Raw genomic sequence first — 17,065 nt, 5'->3', positions numbered from 1 at the left:
TCGCTTGGAAAGGTATAGATGAAAAAGCAAAGTCACGATCCTATTCAAAAAGAACCGGCTCGCCTGGAGCTGGAGAATATCGTTGTTGCCTATAACGGTCACCCAATCCTCGAAGATTTGAGTTTCGAAGTACCTCACGGCGCGCAGGTGGCGGTGGTTGGACCCAATGGCGCAGGCAAATCGACCCTGTTCAAGGCGCTGGTCGGGCTGCTGCCGCTGCGCAAGGGACAAATTCGCATTCATGGGTTACCTCTTGGGCAGCACAAGGACTGCGTGGCTTACATTCCGCAACGCGAAGAAGTGGACTGGCACTTTCCGGTCATCGTTGAAGAAGTGGTCATGATGGGGCGCTTCAACGATTACGGTTGGCTTGGCAAGCCCGGCGAGGCGGATCACGAAGCCGTCAGCCGCAGCATGACCCAGATGGGCATCTCCAAACTGGCCAAACGTTCGATCAGCGAACTTTCCGGGGGCCAGCAGCAGCGCGTGTTTCTGGCGCGCGCCCTGGCGCAGGAGCCCCATATTCTGTTGATGGACGAGCCCTTTACAGGTGTGGATATTTCCACCCAGGAGGTCACCCTTAACCTGCTGGAAGATCTCCATGCGCGCGGCGTAACCGTGCTGGTTTCGACGCATGATTTGAACATGGCCGCCGAGCGCTTCGAACGCATCCTGCTGCTCAAACGCCGCCTGATCGCATACGGTACGCGCGAACAGGTATTTACACCTGAAAACATCACCGCTGCTTTTGGCAAGCAGGCCCTGATCCTGGACAACCTCGTTGTCGTCGATCATTGCTGCCCGGGTGACGAACACGAACATATCCATCCCGAGGAGACAGCATGAACGGATTGTTGATGCCGCTTCAATATGCCTTCATGCAACGCGGCATGATTGCTGCCGTGCTGGTCGGGCTGCTCTGTGCGGTCATCGGCTGTTATGTTGTGCTGCGCTCCATGGCCTTTCTGGGGGACGCGCTGGCGCATGCCATTCTGCCCGGTGTGGCAATCGCTTATCTGGTCAACGGCAACCTGCTGGTCGGCGCATTGATTGCCGCCATTCTGGTTGCACTGGCGATCGGCTTCTTTACCCACGGTGGGACGGTGCGCGAAGATACTGCGATCGGCATTCTCTTTTCGGCGGCCCTGGCGCTGGGTGTGGCCTTGATCTCGAGTATCCGATCCTACGCCGTCGACCTCAGCCATATCATTTTTGGTAATGTGCTGGGGGTTGGCCCAAATGACCTATTGCTCATCGCTGCCCTCACCCTGATTGTGCTGCTGGCGGTGGTGCTGTTGTTCCGCCCGTTCTTCGTCATCTCCTTCGACCCCGTGATGGCCAGAACCCTGCGCCTGCCGGTCGGCCTGCTGAGCAATTTGCTGCTCGTGCTGCTGGCCTTGACGATCGTGGTCTCGATGCAAACCGTCGGTATCGGGCTGGTGGCTGCCATGCTGGTCACGCCCGGCGCCACCGCCTATCTGCTCACCCGCCGCCTGGCGCCGATGATGGCGATCGCGGCCGGCATCGGGGTCGTTTCCAGTATTGTGGGCCTGTACCTGAGCTACTATCTCAATATCGTTTCCGGATCTGCCATCGTGTTGGTAGCCACGGTCTTCTTCTTACTGGCTTTCTTCTTTGCGCCGCAAAAAGGCTGGGCCTGGCAGCGGCTGCATGCACTGCGGAGGTAATCCTATGGCTCAAACCGGCTGCCTGTATATTGTAGCCACCCCGATCGGCGACATGGGCGACATCACGCTGCGCGCAATCGAAACGCTGCGTAAGGTTGACGGCATCATTTGCGAAGAGGCGCGCATTGGCACCACTTTACTGAAAAGGCTGGAAATTCCTGCCAAGGAATTGATCCTCCTCAACGAGCACAACGAGCATGAAAAAGCCGCCGATCTGGTGGTTCGCATTGCCAAGGGCGAATCGTTCGCGTTGATATCGGACTGCGGAACGCCGGTCTTCGCCGACCCGGGTTCATTCCTCGTCCAGCAGATCAGCATAATGGAGCTGCCGGTGGTGCCCATTCCGGGTCCATCCTCGCTCATGGCGGCGCTCTCGGTACTGGATTTCAAGCTGGAACGCTTCATCTTTGCGGGTTTTCTGCCGCGCGACCCCAACCAACGCCGTAAATATCTCGAATCGCTGCGCTACCTGAAAATGGCGCTGGTCATCATGGACACCCCCTACCGACTGGGGGCCGTCCTGGATGATGTCACCAAAGTGTTCGGCAGCGGACAGCGCATCACACTGGCCATGGATATCACCCTTTCCTCAGAAACCATCCTGCGCGGCCGTCTGGACGAAATTCGCAAACGGGTTGGACCGCGCAAAGCCGAATTCATCCTCGTGGTTCATTCACCCGGCGCCTAGCCGGGTCTTTTTTCCCCTTGCACATGCCGGTCTGCTCATAGACCTGAAAATTGCACACTTTCCGGTTGCTGTCGGTAAATCCCCATTTTCACCGCCAACGGAATGCGAGCACTCGATCGATCGGAATGTATGGAATCAAACCATGCAAATATACATTTGGTTGGATTTTTGGGTTCGATGGTAAAATACTCAAAGTCTGAGTAGCTTATTCCCATTAAATTTTTGAAAACCGAGGCCGCAATGTCCTTACCCGATTCCGAAACCGTCCTGCTCCTTACCCGTTACGGCATGGGAGACGCCGAACCCGCCTTGCAGCAAAAATTGGTAACCACTTATTTCAAATTATTGGATGAAAACAACGTTCTCCCGGCTGTCATTTGTTTCTACGGAAACGGCGTTCGACTGGTGACCGATGGCTCGCCCGTGATCGACACCCTGAAATCTCTGGAAAATAAAGGCGTGCGTCTGGTGGCGTGCAGCACCTGCCTGAACTACTACAATCTCATCGATCAGGTCAAAGTCGGCTTGGTCGGCGGCATGACCGACATCCTCGAGGCCCAGCGCCGGGCCGGCAAAGTCATTTCGCTCTAAACACCCAAACGACCTGCAGGTTGAGTATTGCTTCGATTATCCAGGCACTTTACTGGAAATCCCGGCAAATCTCAACGCGCAGGTCGCAGCGGATCGGCGTGGTGCTTTGAGGATCTAAATCGCCTTTTCGCGTAACTTCGAACTCAAATAATCCATGCTGGCGACCACAATGGCGATGGCGAGCATCTGTGCGCTGGCCGCACGGTAGTTGAGCAAATTGATATTCTGCTGCAGCAAGAAACCAATACCACCGCCGCCCGCAAAACCGATGATGGTGGACATACGCACATTGATATCCCAACGGTACATGGTGTATGAAATGTACGGCGGGATGATCTGGGGGATCACTGCGTAGATGATGGTCTGGATGCGATTGGCGCCGGTGGCCGTGACCGCTTCCAATGGGCCGGCCATGATGGCTTCGACCTGTTCCGAATACAGCTTGGCATTGGATGCGATGGTATGCAAGGCCAGCGCGAGCACGCCCGCGAACGGACCAATCCCCACCCAAACGGCAAATACGATGACCATCACCAGCGATTCGATCGAACGCAACCCGTTGAATAACGTTCGAGTCAGCGAATAGATCACGAAACCGATCGGCAGGGTCGCGTTACGCGAAAGAACCATGGCCGTGATCAATCCGCCAATTCCACCCACCACTGCCGGAATCAGCAGGGTGAACGTGGGATTCTCGATTTGGTACAGCCAATCGATACCCGCGCCAAGTAAAGCCAGGAAAGTTGCTCCAGCGGTAGCTCCCAGGGCAAGGTTCAACGCCCGATTGACTTTGGTGGAGGTGTGTTCGACGATCGCTTGGCCCAGCCTGCCGGCCAGGCTGCCCAGGATTCCGGCGCAGATCAGGGCCGTGATGACACTGATGCTGAAGCTCAGGATATCTCCCAGGCTGGCCACGAATTTTCCCAGAAAGCCCATCGCCTGCAACGGCTTGACCAGCGCATCCCCAATCCGAATGGCTAGGCTGGAGAGCAAATACAGGACGAGAATTCCAACCATCGCCAGTATGGCCATCGCGACAATTCTGGCGATGCGCATGCCCAATTTCGGTTTGCTGACTTCTTCAGGTGGAATCGCCCAGCGGATGCCGTACCAGATCAGCAAGGGTAGCAGAAGTAAGAACGCAATATCGATCCAGATATTGGACGTCAAACTCTGATTGAGGTCCATCATCCAGGTTGAAATCTGCCAGCCGCCGTACAAACCGACCGGCAGCACAAGGATCGCCAGCGCCACGCTTGTGAACGGGCTGGTAATCGGCGTCATGATATTGCGCGCGGCCAAAAAACTGGCTGGAATCGCGATGAGAATACCCAGGGTCGTCGCCAACAACGCCATGAAAACCGTCTCGATGATCTTGTCCCAGGTATCGATTGCATTCTGACTAAAATGCGGCGTTCCGATATTCTGACGGGTGATGACTCGAATTTCCTGGACCTGGGTGTCCGGGCGTTTGGGCAATTTGGCCGTGACGCTGAAGTGGCCATTTGCGTCCGTTTGAATCGTGGTCATTTGCAGCGAAACGCCACTGGGCGGCACGAAATTCAAGGGGCCCGTCGAATTGGCTGCAAAATTAAATCCCTCGATCATCACCTCTGAACCGGCGTCGGCGCAAGCGGGTGTCATCACCAGATAGGCACCTTCGGGTTGGCTGTTGGTGGCGGCGGCACTCTCAGGGCATGGGACATAGACCGGCAATGATACGGTAAATTCCTTTTTATCGTATTCGAGGACATCCGGCCTTGCCAAGGCGCGAATGATGCGCGTCAACTGGGTTTGACGTTTCGGGTCGCGTGTTTCATCCAGGTTGACCTTCGTGACCTGAAAGCCGTAAGCATAAATGACCAGGGCGACGATGATACAAACGCCTAATAATAACGATTTAAAGAAGCTACGCTTTTTGGGCATCCCTGAACTCCTTAACCAACGCGTTCCGCGTCCTTGCCATAGATTTCTTTAAATCGTGCGTCGTCGATTTCTCCAGGCAAACCATCGAAAACCATCCGACCGGCATTCAACGCGATGACGCGATCTGCGTATCGGTGCACAAGATCCAGGAAATGCAGGCTGCAAAGTACGGTTACACCGTCCTCCTGGTTGATTTTTTGCAAAATCTGCATTGCACTGTGCGCCAGAACCGGATCGAGACTGGCAACCGGTTCGTCCGCCAGAATGAGTTCAGGATCCTGCATCAAAGCCCGCGCGATTCCCACCCGCTGCTGTTGTCCGCCGCTCAGGTTGTCTGCCCGTTGGTAGGCCTTATCGCCGATGCCGACGCGTTCCAGTTGTCTTTTGGCATTTTCGATATCCGCCCGCGGAAAACGGTTGATGAGACTCCAGGCTGGATTCAGATAGCCCAGACGGCCGGCCAGAACGTTGGTGATCACGGAAGAACGATGGACAAGATTGAAATGCTGAAACACCATACCAATCTTGCGCCGGATGCGCCGCAACTCTTCATTGTTTGCAGCGGTAACATCCTGATCATCCAGCAGGATTTGGCCGGAGGTTGGTTCGACCAATCGGTTGATGCAGCGTAAAAGCGTGGATTTTCCCGAACCGCTCAGGCCGATCACGGCCAGGAATTGTCCCCTTGGAACCTCAAATGAGACTTCATCCAGAGCCCGGACATTGGCAGGGGTGTAAATTTTCGTGAGGTTTTGAATTTTTAGCATGATTGGGACGTGTCCAATGGATAATAAATCTGGGCAGGGAAAGGCCTGCCCAGATCCTGTAAAAGCGGATTAATTATTCGCCCAACCCTTCGAGCGTCAGGCCGGTCGCTTCGACCATCTGGCGAACGAAATCGTATTCGGCGTCGGTTGCGGTTTCAATGCCGGTCCAACCGTAGAAATCGGAGCTGCCGATGGAGGTCGACCAGGCTTCCGTCTTGGAGAAGTCCAGCAGCGCGGTCTCGATCTTTGCGCGTACATCAGCCGGGAATTCGGGGCCAAAAGCCATCGTGTCATTGGGGATGGCCGGGGAAATGGCCAGAATGCGAACCTTCTGGACTACATCCGGGGCTTCGGCGCGGATATTGGCGCGGGCATCCAGAACGCGCCAGCCATCGCACATCAGTTTTTTACCTTCGGCATCCGGGGCGCAGTTGGGAATGGTTTCCGCGGGCACTTCGTACATGGCGTCGGTAACCTTGCCATCCACGTAATCCTGATAGGTGAAGGCTACTTTGCCATCGGGATTCAAAGGAACGCTGTAGAAAACCGTACCGAAGTCGACTTCGCCGTTGTAGACGGCCGTCACGGTCTGATTATGACCGCCGGTCTGAACTTCTTCACCGGGGGTGATGCCCTTATCCTTGAACATGACCAGCGGGACCATATAGCCGGAGGTGGAACCGACATCCCCGTAACCCCACTTCTTGCCGTTCAAATCATCGAGGGTCTTGATATCGCTATCGCGAGGGACGATGAACTCAGCCCAGTAAACAGGGAAGTCATAGCGGACAGCTTTGAAGGCAACATCGACGCCGCATAACTGGCTGGCCAGAGCATAGCCAAGGCCGGGGATGAAAGCCATCGTGTCGGTCGGTGAAGCGCACATTTCTTCGATGGTGGCGGCGTAGGATGTGGGAACGCTCACTTCGAAGGTCAGGCCTGTGGCCTGGTTGAGGGCGTCGGCCATCACTTTACCGCCGGTGGTAATAACATTGGCATCGACTGACGGAACGAACAGGACCTTGATCGGATGATCCGGAGTTCCTACCGCAGGTAGAGGGGCTTCCGTGGCGGTCGGAGCCTCAGTGGGTTGGGGGGCTTCCGTGGCTGCTGGCGCTTCGGTAGCTGCCGGCGCCTGAGTAGCGGGAGTTCCGCAGGCGGTCAGCAGCAGCGATCCGACGAGGATCACCGCCAGTACGATGAACAACGAGCGCTTGGACATTGCTTCCTCCTGTAAAGGGTAGATGGATGTCGGACAGGCAATCTCCTGTCCGGTCTACATACAGGAAGATTATATAGTTAAATAACTAACTAACAAGTATATATACTCACATTAATGATGATTTTATTCGGGATTATGCCGCCAATTATTACCTTTTTAGCGTTACGTCTCCCGGCGACGGTGGATCTATTGATCGGCCAACGCATACCCGCATAAAGCCAAGGCGCGCGGCCCGGTATGCGTTCCCAGAATCGGTGACGTGGTGGAGATGAACAATTCCACCGGTGAATATTCCGCTTTCACCCGCTCGGCCAGCGCCTGGGCTTCCTCGAGAGCTGAATTATGTAAAACGGTGATGTGCATCGGCAGGTGAGTATCGATGTGGTTGAAGAATTCTTTATACAGCCCCTCGATGGCATTGTGGCGCGAATGCGCTGGAATGGAAGGGACGACCGAACCGGTCTTTGAATTGACGGAAATCAAGGGTTTGATCTTGATGATGGATTCCAGAAATTTGGTGGCGCTGCCGATCCGCCCGCCCTTGGCAATGAATTCGAGCGTGTCGAGGGATATGAAATAAACCATGTTATCTCGGACTCTTTCGGCGACTTTGAGCATGGCAGGTCCATCGCCGCCGGCTTCGCGGGCGCGGGCTGCCGCGATCACCTGCCAGCCCAATCCCATGGAATTGTTCTTCCCATCCATGACCCGCACCGGAATCGGCGACACGGCTGCCGCTTCACGGGCCGAGTTGATGGTGCCGCTCATGGCCGAACTGATGGTGATGACCAGCGCCTCTTCGTAACCCTTCCTGGCCGCGGCCTGATAGGCCATCAGAAAATCGTTGGGAGAGGGTTGGGACGTGCTGGGAAAGTACTTCGTGCCCGGCAGCATCTGGTAAAACTGGTCGGCGGTGAGTTCGATGCCATCCTTGTACTGCTGCTCACCGAAAATAATGTTCAATGGAACGACCGCAATATCGTACTTGTTGCGCCACTCCCATGGAATATCGCAGGTGCTGTCCGAAATCAAGGCCACTTTGTTCTGAACCATTATTACCCTCAAATGTAAAGATCAATTTCCAGTACGAATTCTATCAAGCCAGGCAGTTGCGCATGGGTATCTTCGGTCACACCCGGGGTCATAATTCGGTCATAAAGTGAAATCACGATCGCGCTGCCTGAATCGATCAAGCTTCTGGCAGCACCTATTCCCCCAACTCAGACTCGAGATCCTCCCAGCGTTGGTAGACTTGAGCCAACTCCACTTCCAATTCATGAAGTCGGCCGACATCCCGGGTGATTTCGGCGTTGTCGCGTTGGTAGAAAGCCGGATTGGCCATCGCGGCGCTCAGACGGTGTTGTTCCGCTTCCAATGCCTCGATGCGCCCCGGAAGGTCGGCCAGCTCCTGTTTCAGACTGTCGAGAGCGCGCTGCTCCTTATAGGACAGGCGTTGCGGGCGGGCAGCGTTCGATTGGGGGGCGGCTTTCGCGGCTGCGGGGGTCTTTCTGACCTTTTCCTCTGCTTGTCGGACGGTTTCTTCCTGGCTCTGGCGCAGCCAGTCATCGTAACCGCCGACGGTTTCTTTCGCGTTGCCGGCGCCATCCAGAGAAATCGTACTGGTCACCAGGTTATTCAGAAAGGCCCGATCGTGACTGACCAGCAGGAGCGTTCCGCTGTAGGCCAGGAGCAGGTCTTCCAAAATTTCCAACGTTTCGATGTCCAGATCGTTGGTCGGTTCATCCAGGACCAGCAGGTTGGCCGGATGGGCAAACAGGCGCGCCAGCAGCAGTCGGTTGCGCTCGCCGCCGGACAATGCACTGATCGGCGCATGAACCCGATCCGGGGAAAAGAGGAAATCTTCCAGATATCCGACGATATTGCGCGATTTACCGTTGACGACGATGGTATCCCGTCCCTCTCCAACGTTGTCCAGCACGGAACGGTTTTCATCCAACTGCCCGCGCAGCTGGTCGAAATAGGCGATCTCCAGGTTGGTTCCCAGGTTGACCTCGCCCGCCAGCGGGGCAAGCTCGCCCATCAGCAACCGCAGCAGGGTGGTTTTCCCCGACCCATTCGGTCCGATGATCCCGACTTTATCGCCGCGCCGAATGGTGGTGGAAAAATCGCGCAGGATGTCGCGCCCTTCATAGGCATAACGGATGTGCTCCGCTTCGATCACCAGGTTTCCAGACCGGCGTTCTTCCTGGATCTGCATGCGCACCTTTCCGGGTTGTTCACGTCGCTCCCGGCGAATTTCGCGCAGGCGCTTCAAAGCCCGCACCCGGCCTTCGTTGCGCGTCCGTCTGGCCTCGATTCCCCTCCGAATCCACTGTTCTTCCTGGGCCAGTTTCTTGTCGAAGAGGAGATTCTGCTCCGTCTCGGCGTTGAGCATGACCTCTTTACGCTGCAGGAAGGTGGCATAGTTACAATTCCAATCGAACAGCCGTCCGCGGTCCAGCTCGACAATCCGCGAGGCCATTTTTTGCAGAAAAGTCCGGTCGTGCGTGACGAAGAGCAGCGTTCCCACCCAGTGCGCCAGGAAATCCTCCAACCAGTTGATCGAATCGATATCCAGGTGATTGGTCGGTTCATCCAATAGAAGCAAATCGGGGTTGCGCGCCAGCCCACGCCCCAGCAGCACCCGCCGTTTCATCCCCGCGGATAGGATTTCAAACCGCGCCTGCGGGTCCAATTGCATGCGTGAAATGACCTGATCGACCTGGAGCTGCTGCTGCCAGGCATCCTCATTCTGTTCGGCCAGATCATTCAACCCCGAAGCAACGATCTCATAGACCATGCCCGATAGATCCTGGGGCACTTCTTGAGGTAAATAGGCGGATCGCAGTTTCTGCTGCCGCACCAGGCTGCCGCTGTCCGGTTCCAGATCCCCGTGAATCATTTTCAACAGGGTCGATTTGCCCACGCCGTTGAGTCCCAACAGCCCGATTCTCTCGCCCTGTTCTACCTGTAAATTGATGTTTTCCAATAGAAGCGGCCCGCCAAATCCCAGGCTCACCTCTTGCAGACTGATCAAAGCCATGTTTGCATTTTCCTTCGCGCGAGGTAATATACTATGCTTTCAGCAATCGTGGAATAGGGATAATCCGCGCGAAGCCTCCAATAAAAAAGATCGCGGCGCCCCTGCCAATTAGCCGCCAAATCGCCAGGAAATGAGAAACGTTTCATTCACAGAGTGCACCCTCACCCGAATTTGTAATCATTCTCGCATCGGTCTGGAGCCCCTCTCCCTCGGAGGGAGAAGGGTTGGGGTCAGGAAATGCGAAACGTTTCATTCACAGAGTGCACCCTCACCCGAATTTGTAATCATCCTCACATCGGCCTGGAGCCCCTCTCCCTCGAAGGGAGAGGGGTTGGGGTCAGAAAATGAGAAACGTTTCATTCACAGAGTGCACCCTCACCCGAATTTGTAATCATTCTCGCATCGACCTGGTGCCCCTCTCCCTCGGAGGGAGAGGGGTTGGGGGTGAGGGTTTGATCTTCAGGAAATCTGAATTTTTTAAAAGCGAACTCGCAACTGCGGGCGCAGGTCGAACTCGAGTTATAGCATACGTACCTCGATGGTATGAAAGGGCTTCTTAACGCAATAGAACTGCTTGCGCAGTTCTAGATTGGTGCCCCCATCGAGACTCGAACTCGAGTTATAGCCTTGAAAGGGCTGTGTCCTAACCGCTAGACCATGGGGGCGGCGAGAAGTATTTTACCAGATGCGACGCCAGCGTCAAGGATTTTGGTCAAAACTCATGACTCCCGGGCTGCACCAGGTCCGGAACATCCAGGTTTGGATCGTTCACCTTGCGGCTGACGCGTACGGCCTGCATTTCTTCGGCCGGGTAGGGCGCCAGTAATCCGGCGAGCTGCCTGGGGTCGTTCCAACCCAACCAGTTCCACATTCTTTCGCCGGTCAGGATCACCGGCATACGGTCGTGAATCTGCTCCATGCGCGCGTTGGGCGTGGTGGTGATAATGGTGCAGCTCTTCACCTCCTCGCCTTCGGGTGAATGCCACACTTCCCACAATCCGGCAAAGGCAAACGCCCGTCCCTCGCGCAGCGAGATGAAATACGGCTGGGATGGCCCTTTTTCGGTGCCGCTCTTTTGCCATTCGTAAAATCCATTGGCCGGTATCAGGCAGCGCCGCTGGGCAAACGCCGTCCGGAAGGAAGGTTTTTCCGCCAGGGTCTCGGCGCGCGCGTTGATCATGCGGTTGCCAATCGAAAGATCCTTGGCCCAGGAAGGCACCAGCCCCCAGCGCATCCAGGTCGCATCCCGCTCAGTCGGGTCCGTAACCGCCAGCACGGGCTGGGTCGGAGCCACATTGTAACGCGGCGCCCAATCGACCGGAACCGCATTCAATTCCAGTTCTTCACGCAGGTCATCGGCTGCCAAAAACAGGGTGAAACGTCCGCACATCGCTCCTCCTTTTTCATACGATCCTCTTATTAAGATTATAATGGGCTTATTCCAAGATTGAGAGGTTTGCATGCCTTCCCCCCTGGTTGAATGTATCCCCAATTTTTCTGAAGCCCGCCGGCCGGAAGTGGTCGAATCCATCCTGGCCGCCATCACCGATGTGCAGGGTGTTCACGTTCTCGACCGCCATTCTGACCTGGACCATAACCGGACCGTTCTGACCTTCGTTGGGTCGCCGGCGGCGGTGGAAGAAGCCGCCTATCAGGGCATTGCCCGCGCGGCCCAGTTGATCGACCTCAACCAGCACACCGGCGCGCACCCGCGCATCGGCGCCACGGACGTCGTTCCCTTCGTGCCCATCACCGATTTCACGATGCAGGAATGCGTCGAAATGGCGCGCCGCCTGGGCAAACGCGTTGGCGACGAGTTGAGCATTCCCGTCTATTTATACGAAGACGCCGCGACCAAACCCGAACACCAGAACCTGGAGAATATTCGCCACGGACAGTATGAAGCCCTGAAAGAAGAAATGGGCGTGAATCCGGCCCGGGATCCTGATTTCGGCCCGCACAAGGTCGGTCCCGCCGGCGCGACCGTCATCGGTGCTCGCGCGCCCTTGATTGCGTTCAACGTTTACCTGACCACCAACGAGGTCAGCATTGCCCAGAAAATTGCCAAGGCCGTGCGCCACTCCAACGGCGGTCTGCGGTATGTCAAAGCCATGGGCGTCATGGTGGAGGGCCGGGCCCAGGTTTCGATGAACCTGACCAATTATCATCAGACGCCGGTGGCGCGGGTGGTGGAATTCGTCCGCCGCGAAGCCGCGCGGTACGGCGTGGGGATCCACCACTCCGAACTGGTCGGCCTGCTGCCGCAGGATGCGCTGACCAACGCGGCCATCTGGTATTTGCAATTGGATGATTTCCAACCCGATCAAATTCTCGAATCACGGTTGTATGAATTGCTGCGCTCCCCAACTCAGGCGGCTGCAGCCGCGCAACAGCCTGATTTTATCGATCAGCTCGCTTCTTCCACCCCGACCCCCGGCGGCGGCGCGGCCGCGGCTCACACCGGCGCGGCTGCAGCGGCCCTGGTTGCCATGGTCGGTCGGGGCACATTGACCAAGAAGAAATACGAAGCGGTGAAAGACCAGATGTGGGCGCTGGTGGAACAGGCTGAATCGCTGCGCACTGAATTAGCTCAGGCAGTCGACGAGGATTGCGCGGCCTTCGACGCCGTCATGGCCGCCTTCAAGCTGCCCAAAGACACCCCCGAACAGCAAACCGCCCGGGCTCAGGCCGTGCAGGCCGCCACATTGCTGGCCGCGCAGGTTCCGTTGAAGGTTGCCGGGAAAGCCCTGGACGTTCAAAAACTGGCGCTTCAGGCTGCCGCCGACGGCAATCTCAATGCCATTACCGACGCCGGCTCAGCTTCCGCGCTGGCACATGCCGCGCTGACCTGCGCTGCATACAACGTTCGCACCAATCTGCTCAGCCTGGAGGATGAAAAGGCTGTTGTCGATTTGAAAAACCAGCTCCGCATTTTGGAAACCAGTTCCACCGAACAAGAAGGATTGATGCACAAAGTCCTGGTCGAGCGCGGCGGAATTTCTCTCGGCTGATGATGCGCCATTCAGCGGGATGGGTAACCCTGGGGTTGTTGATGGTTCTGGCAGCCTGTTCTCCGGTCGATATTGCGACCCGGGCCGCTGCATCTCCATCCCCCATCTCGACGAACACCCCGATTCCTCAACCGACCGTCACAGCAACTGCGACGGTCACAGCCACGATCGAACCCACCCTGCAACCCATGCCTTTGAACCCATCGGATTGCAGGGTGGATTCGTGTACGCTGGACGGCGATTTCTGGCTCCAGCGCCCGGTCGATCCACCGGCCGAGCAGCATGCGGATAACAGCTATCTGTACGGATCTTCGCAAAACGGCAAGCGGATTCCACACAGCGGCGTCGAATTCTACAATGCCACGGGCACGCCGGTCCTGGCGGCCGCGGACGGCCGGGTGGTCTATGCCGGCAACGATGCGAGCACCGCTTTTGCCCCCTGGACGAACTTCTACGGAAACCTGGTCGTTCTGGAACACGCCACTCCACGCGGAGAACCCTTCTATACCCTTTACGCCCACCTCTCGGAAATCGATGTGCAATCGGGGACGTCCGTGCAGGCGGGTCAGGTCATCGCCAAAGTCGGCATGTCCGGCAGCGCGATCGGAAGTCATTTACATTTCGAGGTCCGCACCACCCCGACGGATTATACGGCTACACGCAATCCATTCCTGTTCCTCACCCCGCTCGCCGGTACGGACGGCGCCCGGCTGGCCGTATTGGCCGGGCAGATCATCGATCAAAACGGCCAACTCCTTCCGACCGCTCAACTCGTCGCCGAACGGGCGGACCTACCTGAAAATTCGGCCCCACAACGCTATTACCTCGAGACCTACACGGCCGGGGTTTCTTCCGACCCGGCCTGGCAGGAAAATTTTGTACTGGGCGACCTGGAACCCGGCCGCTATCGAATTTCCTTCGTGTATGATGGACGGCTCATCGAACGCTTCGTCACGCTTTCCGCCGGACAATTAACCTATTTATCCTTGCAAGTGGAGAACTAAAACATGGGTGTCAAACCTGACCACTGGATCCGCAAAATGGCTCTGGAACACGGCATGATCGAACCTTTCGTCGACCGCCAGATCCGCAATGGCGTCATTTCCTACGGCGTATCCTCCTACGGCTACGATATTCGCGTCGCCGATGAATTCAAGATCTTTACCAATGTCTATTCCGCCGTTGTGGACCCCAAGCAGTTCGATCCGCGTTCGATGGTGGATTTCAAAGGCGACGTGTGTGTCATCCCGCCTAATTCCTTCGCGCTGGCGCGCACCGTCGAATACTTCCGGATTCCGCGCTCCATCCTGACCCTGTGTGTTGGCAAAAGCACCTACGCCCGGTGCGGCATCATCGTCAATGTCACACCGTTCGAACCCGAATGGGAGGGTTTTGTCACGCTCGAAATCTCGAACACGACTCCCCTTCCGGCAAAGATTTACTCCAATGAAGGCATCGCCCAGGTGGTTTTCTTCGAAGGCGATGAAATGTGCGAGATCTCCTACGCAGATAAGAAAGGCAAATACCAGAAGCAGGAGAACATTGCCCTGCCGAAGATTTAATTTCCATCCGATTGACTGCCGGGTGCATCCCGGACTTGATCAAAAGCATTAATGATAGAATAGATCAACAGGAAATGAAGGACGGGGAACCATTTTCCTGTTGATCTTTTGATATCGCGTTTGCCTGGCCGATCACAAGCCGAGTCTCCAAAGGCGCTCGACAGCTTGCACAATTGAGGTAGAGGCGTGATCGAACTTCACAACCGGACTCTCAACTTCACATGCCACCCTGAATCGGGGACTTTTACGCTTCAACCGGCGGATGAAGCCTTGCCCGCGTTGCTGGAGGCGCACCTCGCGCTGAATTACAGGTCGAATGGCCGTTCGGCAGAATTCCTCAACGGACTCTGGACCGTGTCTGAAGTGACCCAGCTTCCGCGCAATCCCTCCCTGCTCGGATTATTGAATCAGGTCGATATCCAACTCGCGCCGGACGCCAGTGGCATCCTCTGCCGGGTTACCTTCGCGCTCAGCGACCTGTTCCCGATGCTGCTTTGGAAAATCAGTCTGGAAAACCAGGGTCCTGAACCCATTACGCTGGACAGGATCGAAATGCTCCGCTGCGGCGGCACCCGCCAAAGCGGCGTTTTCAGGCTGCCGCCCGAGTGGGCGAAAACCTCCAGCCCGGCCTTCTTCTCGAACAACTGGCAGTCCTGGGGCTGGACCGGCGCCTATGCGGCCAACCAGAAGGCCATGCGCTCGCGCCTGGGGTGGCTCCAAAATCCAATGGTGGTCAATCCGGGAACGCCCCAATTTACGAACCCCGGCGATTTCTCATCCGATTTCTTTGGCGTCGTCGGCGACCGCGCCAAACGTGTGGCGGCGCTGTTCGGTTTTCTCTCCCAACGCAGCCAGTTTGGAATTTTGGAAGCCCGCCTGAAAGAAACAGCCCAGGTGGTCCTGTGGGCCAACGGGGACCAGGTACGCATCGATCCCGGCGTCGCGGTCCAGACCGATTGGGCCGTCTATTATCCCTTCAGTCTCGAGCAAACCGATCCGCTGGGACCTTATTTCATCGCGGCATCCCGTGAAAACCGGGTCAGTCTGCCAGAGAAGATCCCTTCCGGATGGTGTTCCTGGTATCAGTTCTACACAAAGATCGACGCCGGCCAAATCCGCCAGAACCTGGAATCGCTACAGCAACTTGCGCCGCATCTCCCCCTCCAACTCGTCCAGATCGATGATGGCTTCGAAGCCCAGGTCGGTGACTGGTTCGAATTTCGACCGGGATTTCCGGACGGAGTGGCGCCGCTGGCGGCTGAGATTCAAGGGGCAGGGTATACGCCTGGCCTGTGGCTGGCGCCCTTCATCGTTCACCCGGCCGCAAAATTGGTGAAACAGCACCCCGAATTCATCCTGCGCAACCGTCTGGGCCGGCCTGTCAACGCCGGTTTCGGCTGGAATGCCCTGACCACCGCGCTCGACCTGACTCATCCGGGCGCTTTGGAGTACGCCTGTAAAGTCATCGAGACTGCGCGCCGGGATTGGGGTTTCCCCTACCTGAAATTGGATTTTCTCTACGCCGGGGCGCTGGCCGGCCGGCGCCACGATCCAACCCTCACGCGGGCCCAAATTTTGCGCGGCGCGATGGAAGCCGTGCGCAAAACGGCGAACTCAGATACGTTCCTGGTCGGCTGCGGGGCTCCGCTGGGCTCGGTCATCGGCCTGGTGGACAGCATGCGCATCGGCGCGGATGTCAGCGGGAGTTGGACGCCCAACTTCAACGGCATCCACACCTTCTTCAAGAATGAACCCGACATGCCCAGCGCGCGCAACTCCATTCAGAACATCCTCACCCGCGCCCCAATGCACAACCGCTGGTGGATCAACGATCCGGACTGTCTGCTCATCCGTCCGGAAACCGAACTCACCCAGGCCGAGGTCCAAACGCTGGCCACCAGCATTGCCCTCACCGGCGGATCGCTGCTGCTTTCGGATGACCTGCCCAACTTGCCGCGCGAGCGCCTGGCCATGGCCGAGGTGCTCCTGCCCGTCATTGGCGAGCGGGCGGATGTGCTGGATTGGTTCGACAGCGCCATCCCACAGCGTCTGCGCCTCGACCTGCACGGGCCCATCGGCCGCTGGCACCTGCTGGCCTGGTTCAACTGGTCCGAGAAGCCCCAGGACGTCACCCTGCGCCTTCAGAATTTTCGCCTGCCGGTTGGAGACTACTGGGGACGCAATTTTTGGGACAACCGTTCCTTTTATGTCCTCGAAGGTGCGCCTTTCCGCTTCAAACAGGTCCCGGCCCACGGCGTCGTGCTCATCGCCTTGCGGGCAGCCGAAAAGGATGTTCCCGTTTTCGTGGGTGGAAATTTCCACATTTCTCAGGGTTTGGAAATCAGTTCGTGGAATGTCTCGGGCAACGGCGTAAACTTTGATCTTAGCTTACCCCGCCGCGCTTATGGCGAAATCGAAATTGCCCTGCCGCGCATTCCGCACCGCATCTCGCTCAATCAGCAAACGCTTTCCTGGGAAGGCCGCAGCGACAACTGCTACCGCCTGCGGCTGAACGTGGACCGCAAGTCACACGTCGAAATCGGATATTAAGAAAAAACCACACAGGT

Annotated in this window: 14 protein-coding genes and 1 tRNA gene; 8 read left to right on the top strand and 7 right to left on the bottom strand. The window is 56.9% G+C overall.

Annotated features, from left to right (window positions below; genetic code table 11):
• The first annotated feature begins 18 nt into the window (after positions 1 to 18).
• The 4 genes from LARV_RS09670 to LARV_RS09655 all read left to right on the top strand — a co-directional run bounded on the left by LARV_RS09670 (position 19) and on the right by LARV_RS09655 (position 2,967).
• On the top strand, positions 19 to 846 hold the full coding sequence (locus tag LARV_RS09670; RefSeq protein WP_075073446.1) for a metal ABC transporter ATP-binding protein: 828 nt from the start codon (positions 19 to 21) through the stop codon (positions 844 to 846).
• Positions 843 to 1,688, top strand: coding sequence for a metal ABC transporter permease (locus tag LARV_RS09665; protein ID WP_075073445.1), 846 nt, complete (start codon positions 843 to 845; stop codon positions 1,686 to 1,688). Before LARV_RS09670 ends, LARV_RS09665 begins: the two co-directional genes overlap by 4 nt.
• 4 nt (positions 1,689 to 1,692) lie before the next feature.
• Complete coding sequence (gene rsmI, locus LARV_RS09660; RefSeq protein ID WP_075073444.1) at positions 1,693 to 2,376, top strand: 16S rRNA (cytidine(1402)-2'-O)-methyltransferase; 684 nt, start codon at positions 1,693 to 1,695, stop codon at positions 2,374 to 2,376.
• 240 nt (positions 2,377 to 2,616) lie between these two features.
• Positions 2,617 to 2,967 (top strand): DsrE family protein, encoded by a 351-nt coding sequence (locus LARV_RS09655; protein ID WP_075073443.1) that lies wholly within the window; start codon positions 2,617 to 2,619, stop codon positions 2,965 to 2,967.
• Between the two features lie 114 nt (positions 2,968 to 3,081).
• On the opposite strand, the gene LARV_RS20590 is transcribed toward LARV_RS09655, so the two are convergent.
• The 7 genes from LARV_RS20590 to LARV_RS09620 all read right to left on the bottom strand — a co-directional run bounded on the left by LARV_RS20590 (position 3,082) and on the right by LARV_RS09620 (position 11,315).
• Positions 3,082 to 4,893: a PhnE/PtxC family ABC transporter permease gene (locus LARV_RS20590; RefSeq protein WP_075073442.1), complete on the bottom strand. Its 1,812-nt coding sequence runs from the start codon at positions 4,891 to 4,893 to the stop codon at positions 3,082 to 3,084.
• An 11-nt stretch (positions 4,894 to 4,904) separates the two neighbouring features.
• The gene (gene phnC, locus LARV_RS09645) at positions 4,905 to 5,660 is read right to left on the bottom strand and encodes a phosphonate ABC transporter ATP-binding protein (protein ID WP_075073441.1); all 756 of its coding nucleotides are present in this window, start codon (positions 5,658 to 5,660) and stop codon (positions 4,905 to 4,907) included.
• A 73-nt stretch (positions 5,661 to 5,733) separates the two neighbouring features.
• Positions 5,734 to 6,882 carry a phosphate/phosphite/phosphonate ABC transporter substrate-binding protein gene (locus LARV_RS09640; RefSeq protein ID WP_075073440.1) on the bottom strand — a complete coding sequence of 383 codons (1,149 nt, stop codon included), beginning with the start codon at positions 6,880 to 6,882 and terminating at the stop codon, positions 5,734 to 5,736.
• A 186-nt stretch (positions 6,883 to 7,068) separates the two neighbouring features.
• A complete protein-coding gene (locus tag LARV_RS09635) occupies positions 7,069 to 7,935 on the bottom strand; it encodes a DegV family protein (RefSeq protein ID WP_075073439.1) in 867 nt (288 codons plus the stop codon).
• 154 nt (positions 7,936 to 8,089) lie between these two features.
• Entirely contained in the window at positions 8,090 to 9,925 is a 1,836-nt protein-coding gene (locus LARV_RS09630) for an ATP-binding cassette domain-containing protein (protein WP_075073438.1), read from the bottom strand.
• A gap of 590 nt (positions 9,926 to 10,515) precedes the next feature.
• Positions 10,516 to 10,590 (bottom strand) — tRNA-Glu (locus LARV_RS09625).
• 47 nt (positions 10,591 to 10,637) lie between these two features.
• The gene (locus LARV_RS09620; protein WP_075073437.1) at positions 10,638 to 11,315 is read right to left on the bottom strand and encodes an SOS response-associated peptidase; all 678 of its coding nucleotides are present in this window, start codon (positions 11,313 to 11,315) and stop codon (positions 10,638 to 10,640) included.
• Positions 11,316 to 11,385: 70 nt separating this feature from the next.
• On the opposite strand from LARV_RS09620, the gene ftcD reads away from it, so the two are divergent.
• From ftcD to LARV_RS09600, 4 genes are all read left to right on the top strand, one after another.
• The gene (ftcD, locus tag LARV_RS09615; protein ID WP_075073436.1) at positions 11,386 to 12,936 is read left to right on the top strand and encodes a glutamate formimidoyltransferase; all 1,551 of its coding nucleotides are present in this window, start codon (positions 11,386 to 11,388) and stop codon (positions 12,934 to 12,936) included.
• A complete protein-coding gene (locus tag LARV_RS09610; RefSeq protein WP_075073435.1) occupies positions 12,936 to 13,940 on the top strand; it encodes a M23 family metallopeptidase in 1,005 nt (334 codons plus the stop codon). The genes ftcD and LARV_RS09610 overlap by 1 nt, the downstream gene beginning before the upstream one ends.
• A gap of 3 nt (positions 13,941 to 13,943) precedes the next feature.
• Entirely contained in the window at positions 13,944 to 14,498 is a 555-nt protein-coding gene (gene dcd / locus LARV_RS09605) for a dCTP deaminase (protein WP_075073434.1), read from the top strand.
• 186 nt (positions 14,499 to 14,684) lie between these two features.
• Positions 14,685 to 17,048, top strand: coding sequence for a glycoside hydrolase family 36 protein (locus LARV_RS09600; protein WP_152031765.1), 2,364 nt, complete (start codon positions 14,685 to 14,687; stop codon positions 17,046 to 17,048).
• The last annotated feature ends 17 nt before the right edge of the window (positions 17,049 to 17,065 follow it).

Origin of the sequence: Longilinea arvoryzae (assembly GCF_001050235.1) — a bacterium.
Lineage (GTDB): Bacteria > Chloroflexota > Anaerolineae > Anaerolineales > Anaerolineaceae > Longilinea > Longilinea arvoryzae.
The sequence above is the reverse complement of the archived record's forward strand: the minus strand, read 5'-3'. Positions and strand labels throughout refer to the sequence as shown.

Excerpts from the sequence above, each read along its gene's own strand:
- LARV_RS09670 (WP_075073446.1), top strand. The coding sequence starts at position 19 with ATGAAAAAGCAAAGTCACGATCCTATTCAAAAAGAACCGGCTCGCCTG.
- LARV_RS09665 (WP_075073445.1), top strand. The coding sequence starts at position 843 with ATGAACGGATTGTTGATGCCGCTTCAATATGCCTTCATGCAACGCGGC.
- rsmI (WP_075073444.1), top strand. The coding sequence starts at position 1,693 with ATGGCTCAAACCGGCTGCCTGTATATTGTAGCCACCCCGATCGGCGAC.
- LARV_RS09655 (WP_075073443.1), top strand. The coding sequence starts at position 2,617 with ATGTCCTTACCCGATTCCGAAACCGTCCTGCTCCTTACCCGTTACGGC.
- LARV_RS20590 (WP_075073442.1), bottom strand. The coding sequence starts at position 4,893 with ATGCCCAAAAAGCGTAGCTTCTTTAAATCGTTATTATTAGGCGTTTGT.
- phnC (WP_075073441.1), bottom strand. The coding sequence starts at position 5,660 with ATGCTAAAAATTCAAAACCTCACGAAAATTTACACCCCTGCCAATGTC.
- LARV_RS09640 (WP_075073440.1), bottom strand. The coding sequence starts at position 6,882 with ATGTCCAAGCGCTCGTTGTTCATCGTACTGGCGGTGATCCTCGTCGGA.
- LARV_RS09635 (WP_075073439.1), bottom strand. The coding sequence starts at position 7,935 with ATGGTTCAGAACAAAGTGGCCTTGATTTCGGACAGCACCTGCGATATT.
- LARV_RS09630 (WP_075073438.1), bottom strand. The coding sequence starts at position 9,925 with ATGGCTTTGATCAGTCTGCAAGAGGTGAGCCTGGGATTTGGCGGGCCG.
- LARV_RS09620 (WP_075073437.1), bottom strand. The coding sequence starts at position 11,315 with ATGTGCGGACGTTTCACCCTGTTTTTGGCAGCCGATGACCTGCGTGAA.
- ftcD (WP_075073436.1), top strand. The coding sequence starts at position 11,386 with ATGCCTTCCCCCCTGGTTGAATGTATCCCCAATTTTTCTGAAGCCCGC.
- LARV_RS09610 (WP_075073435.1), top strand. The coding sequence starts at position 12,936 with ATGATGCGCCATTCAGCGGGATGGGTAACCCTGGGGTTGTTGATGGTT.
- dcd (WP_075073434.1), top strand. The coding sequence starts at position 13,944 with ATGGGTGTCAAACCTGACCACTGGATCCGCAAAATGGCTCTGGAACAC.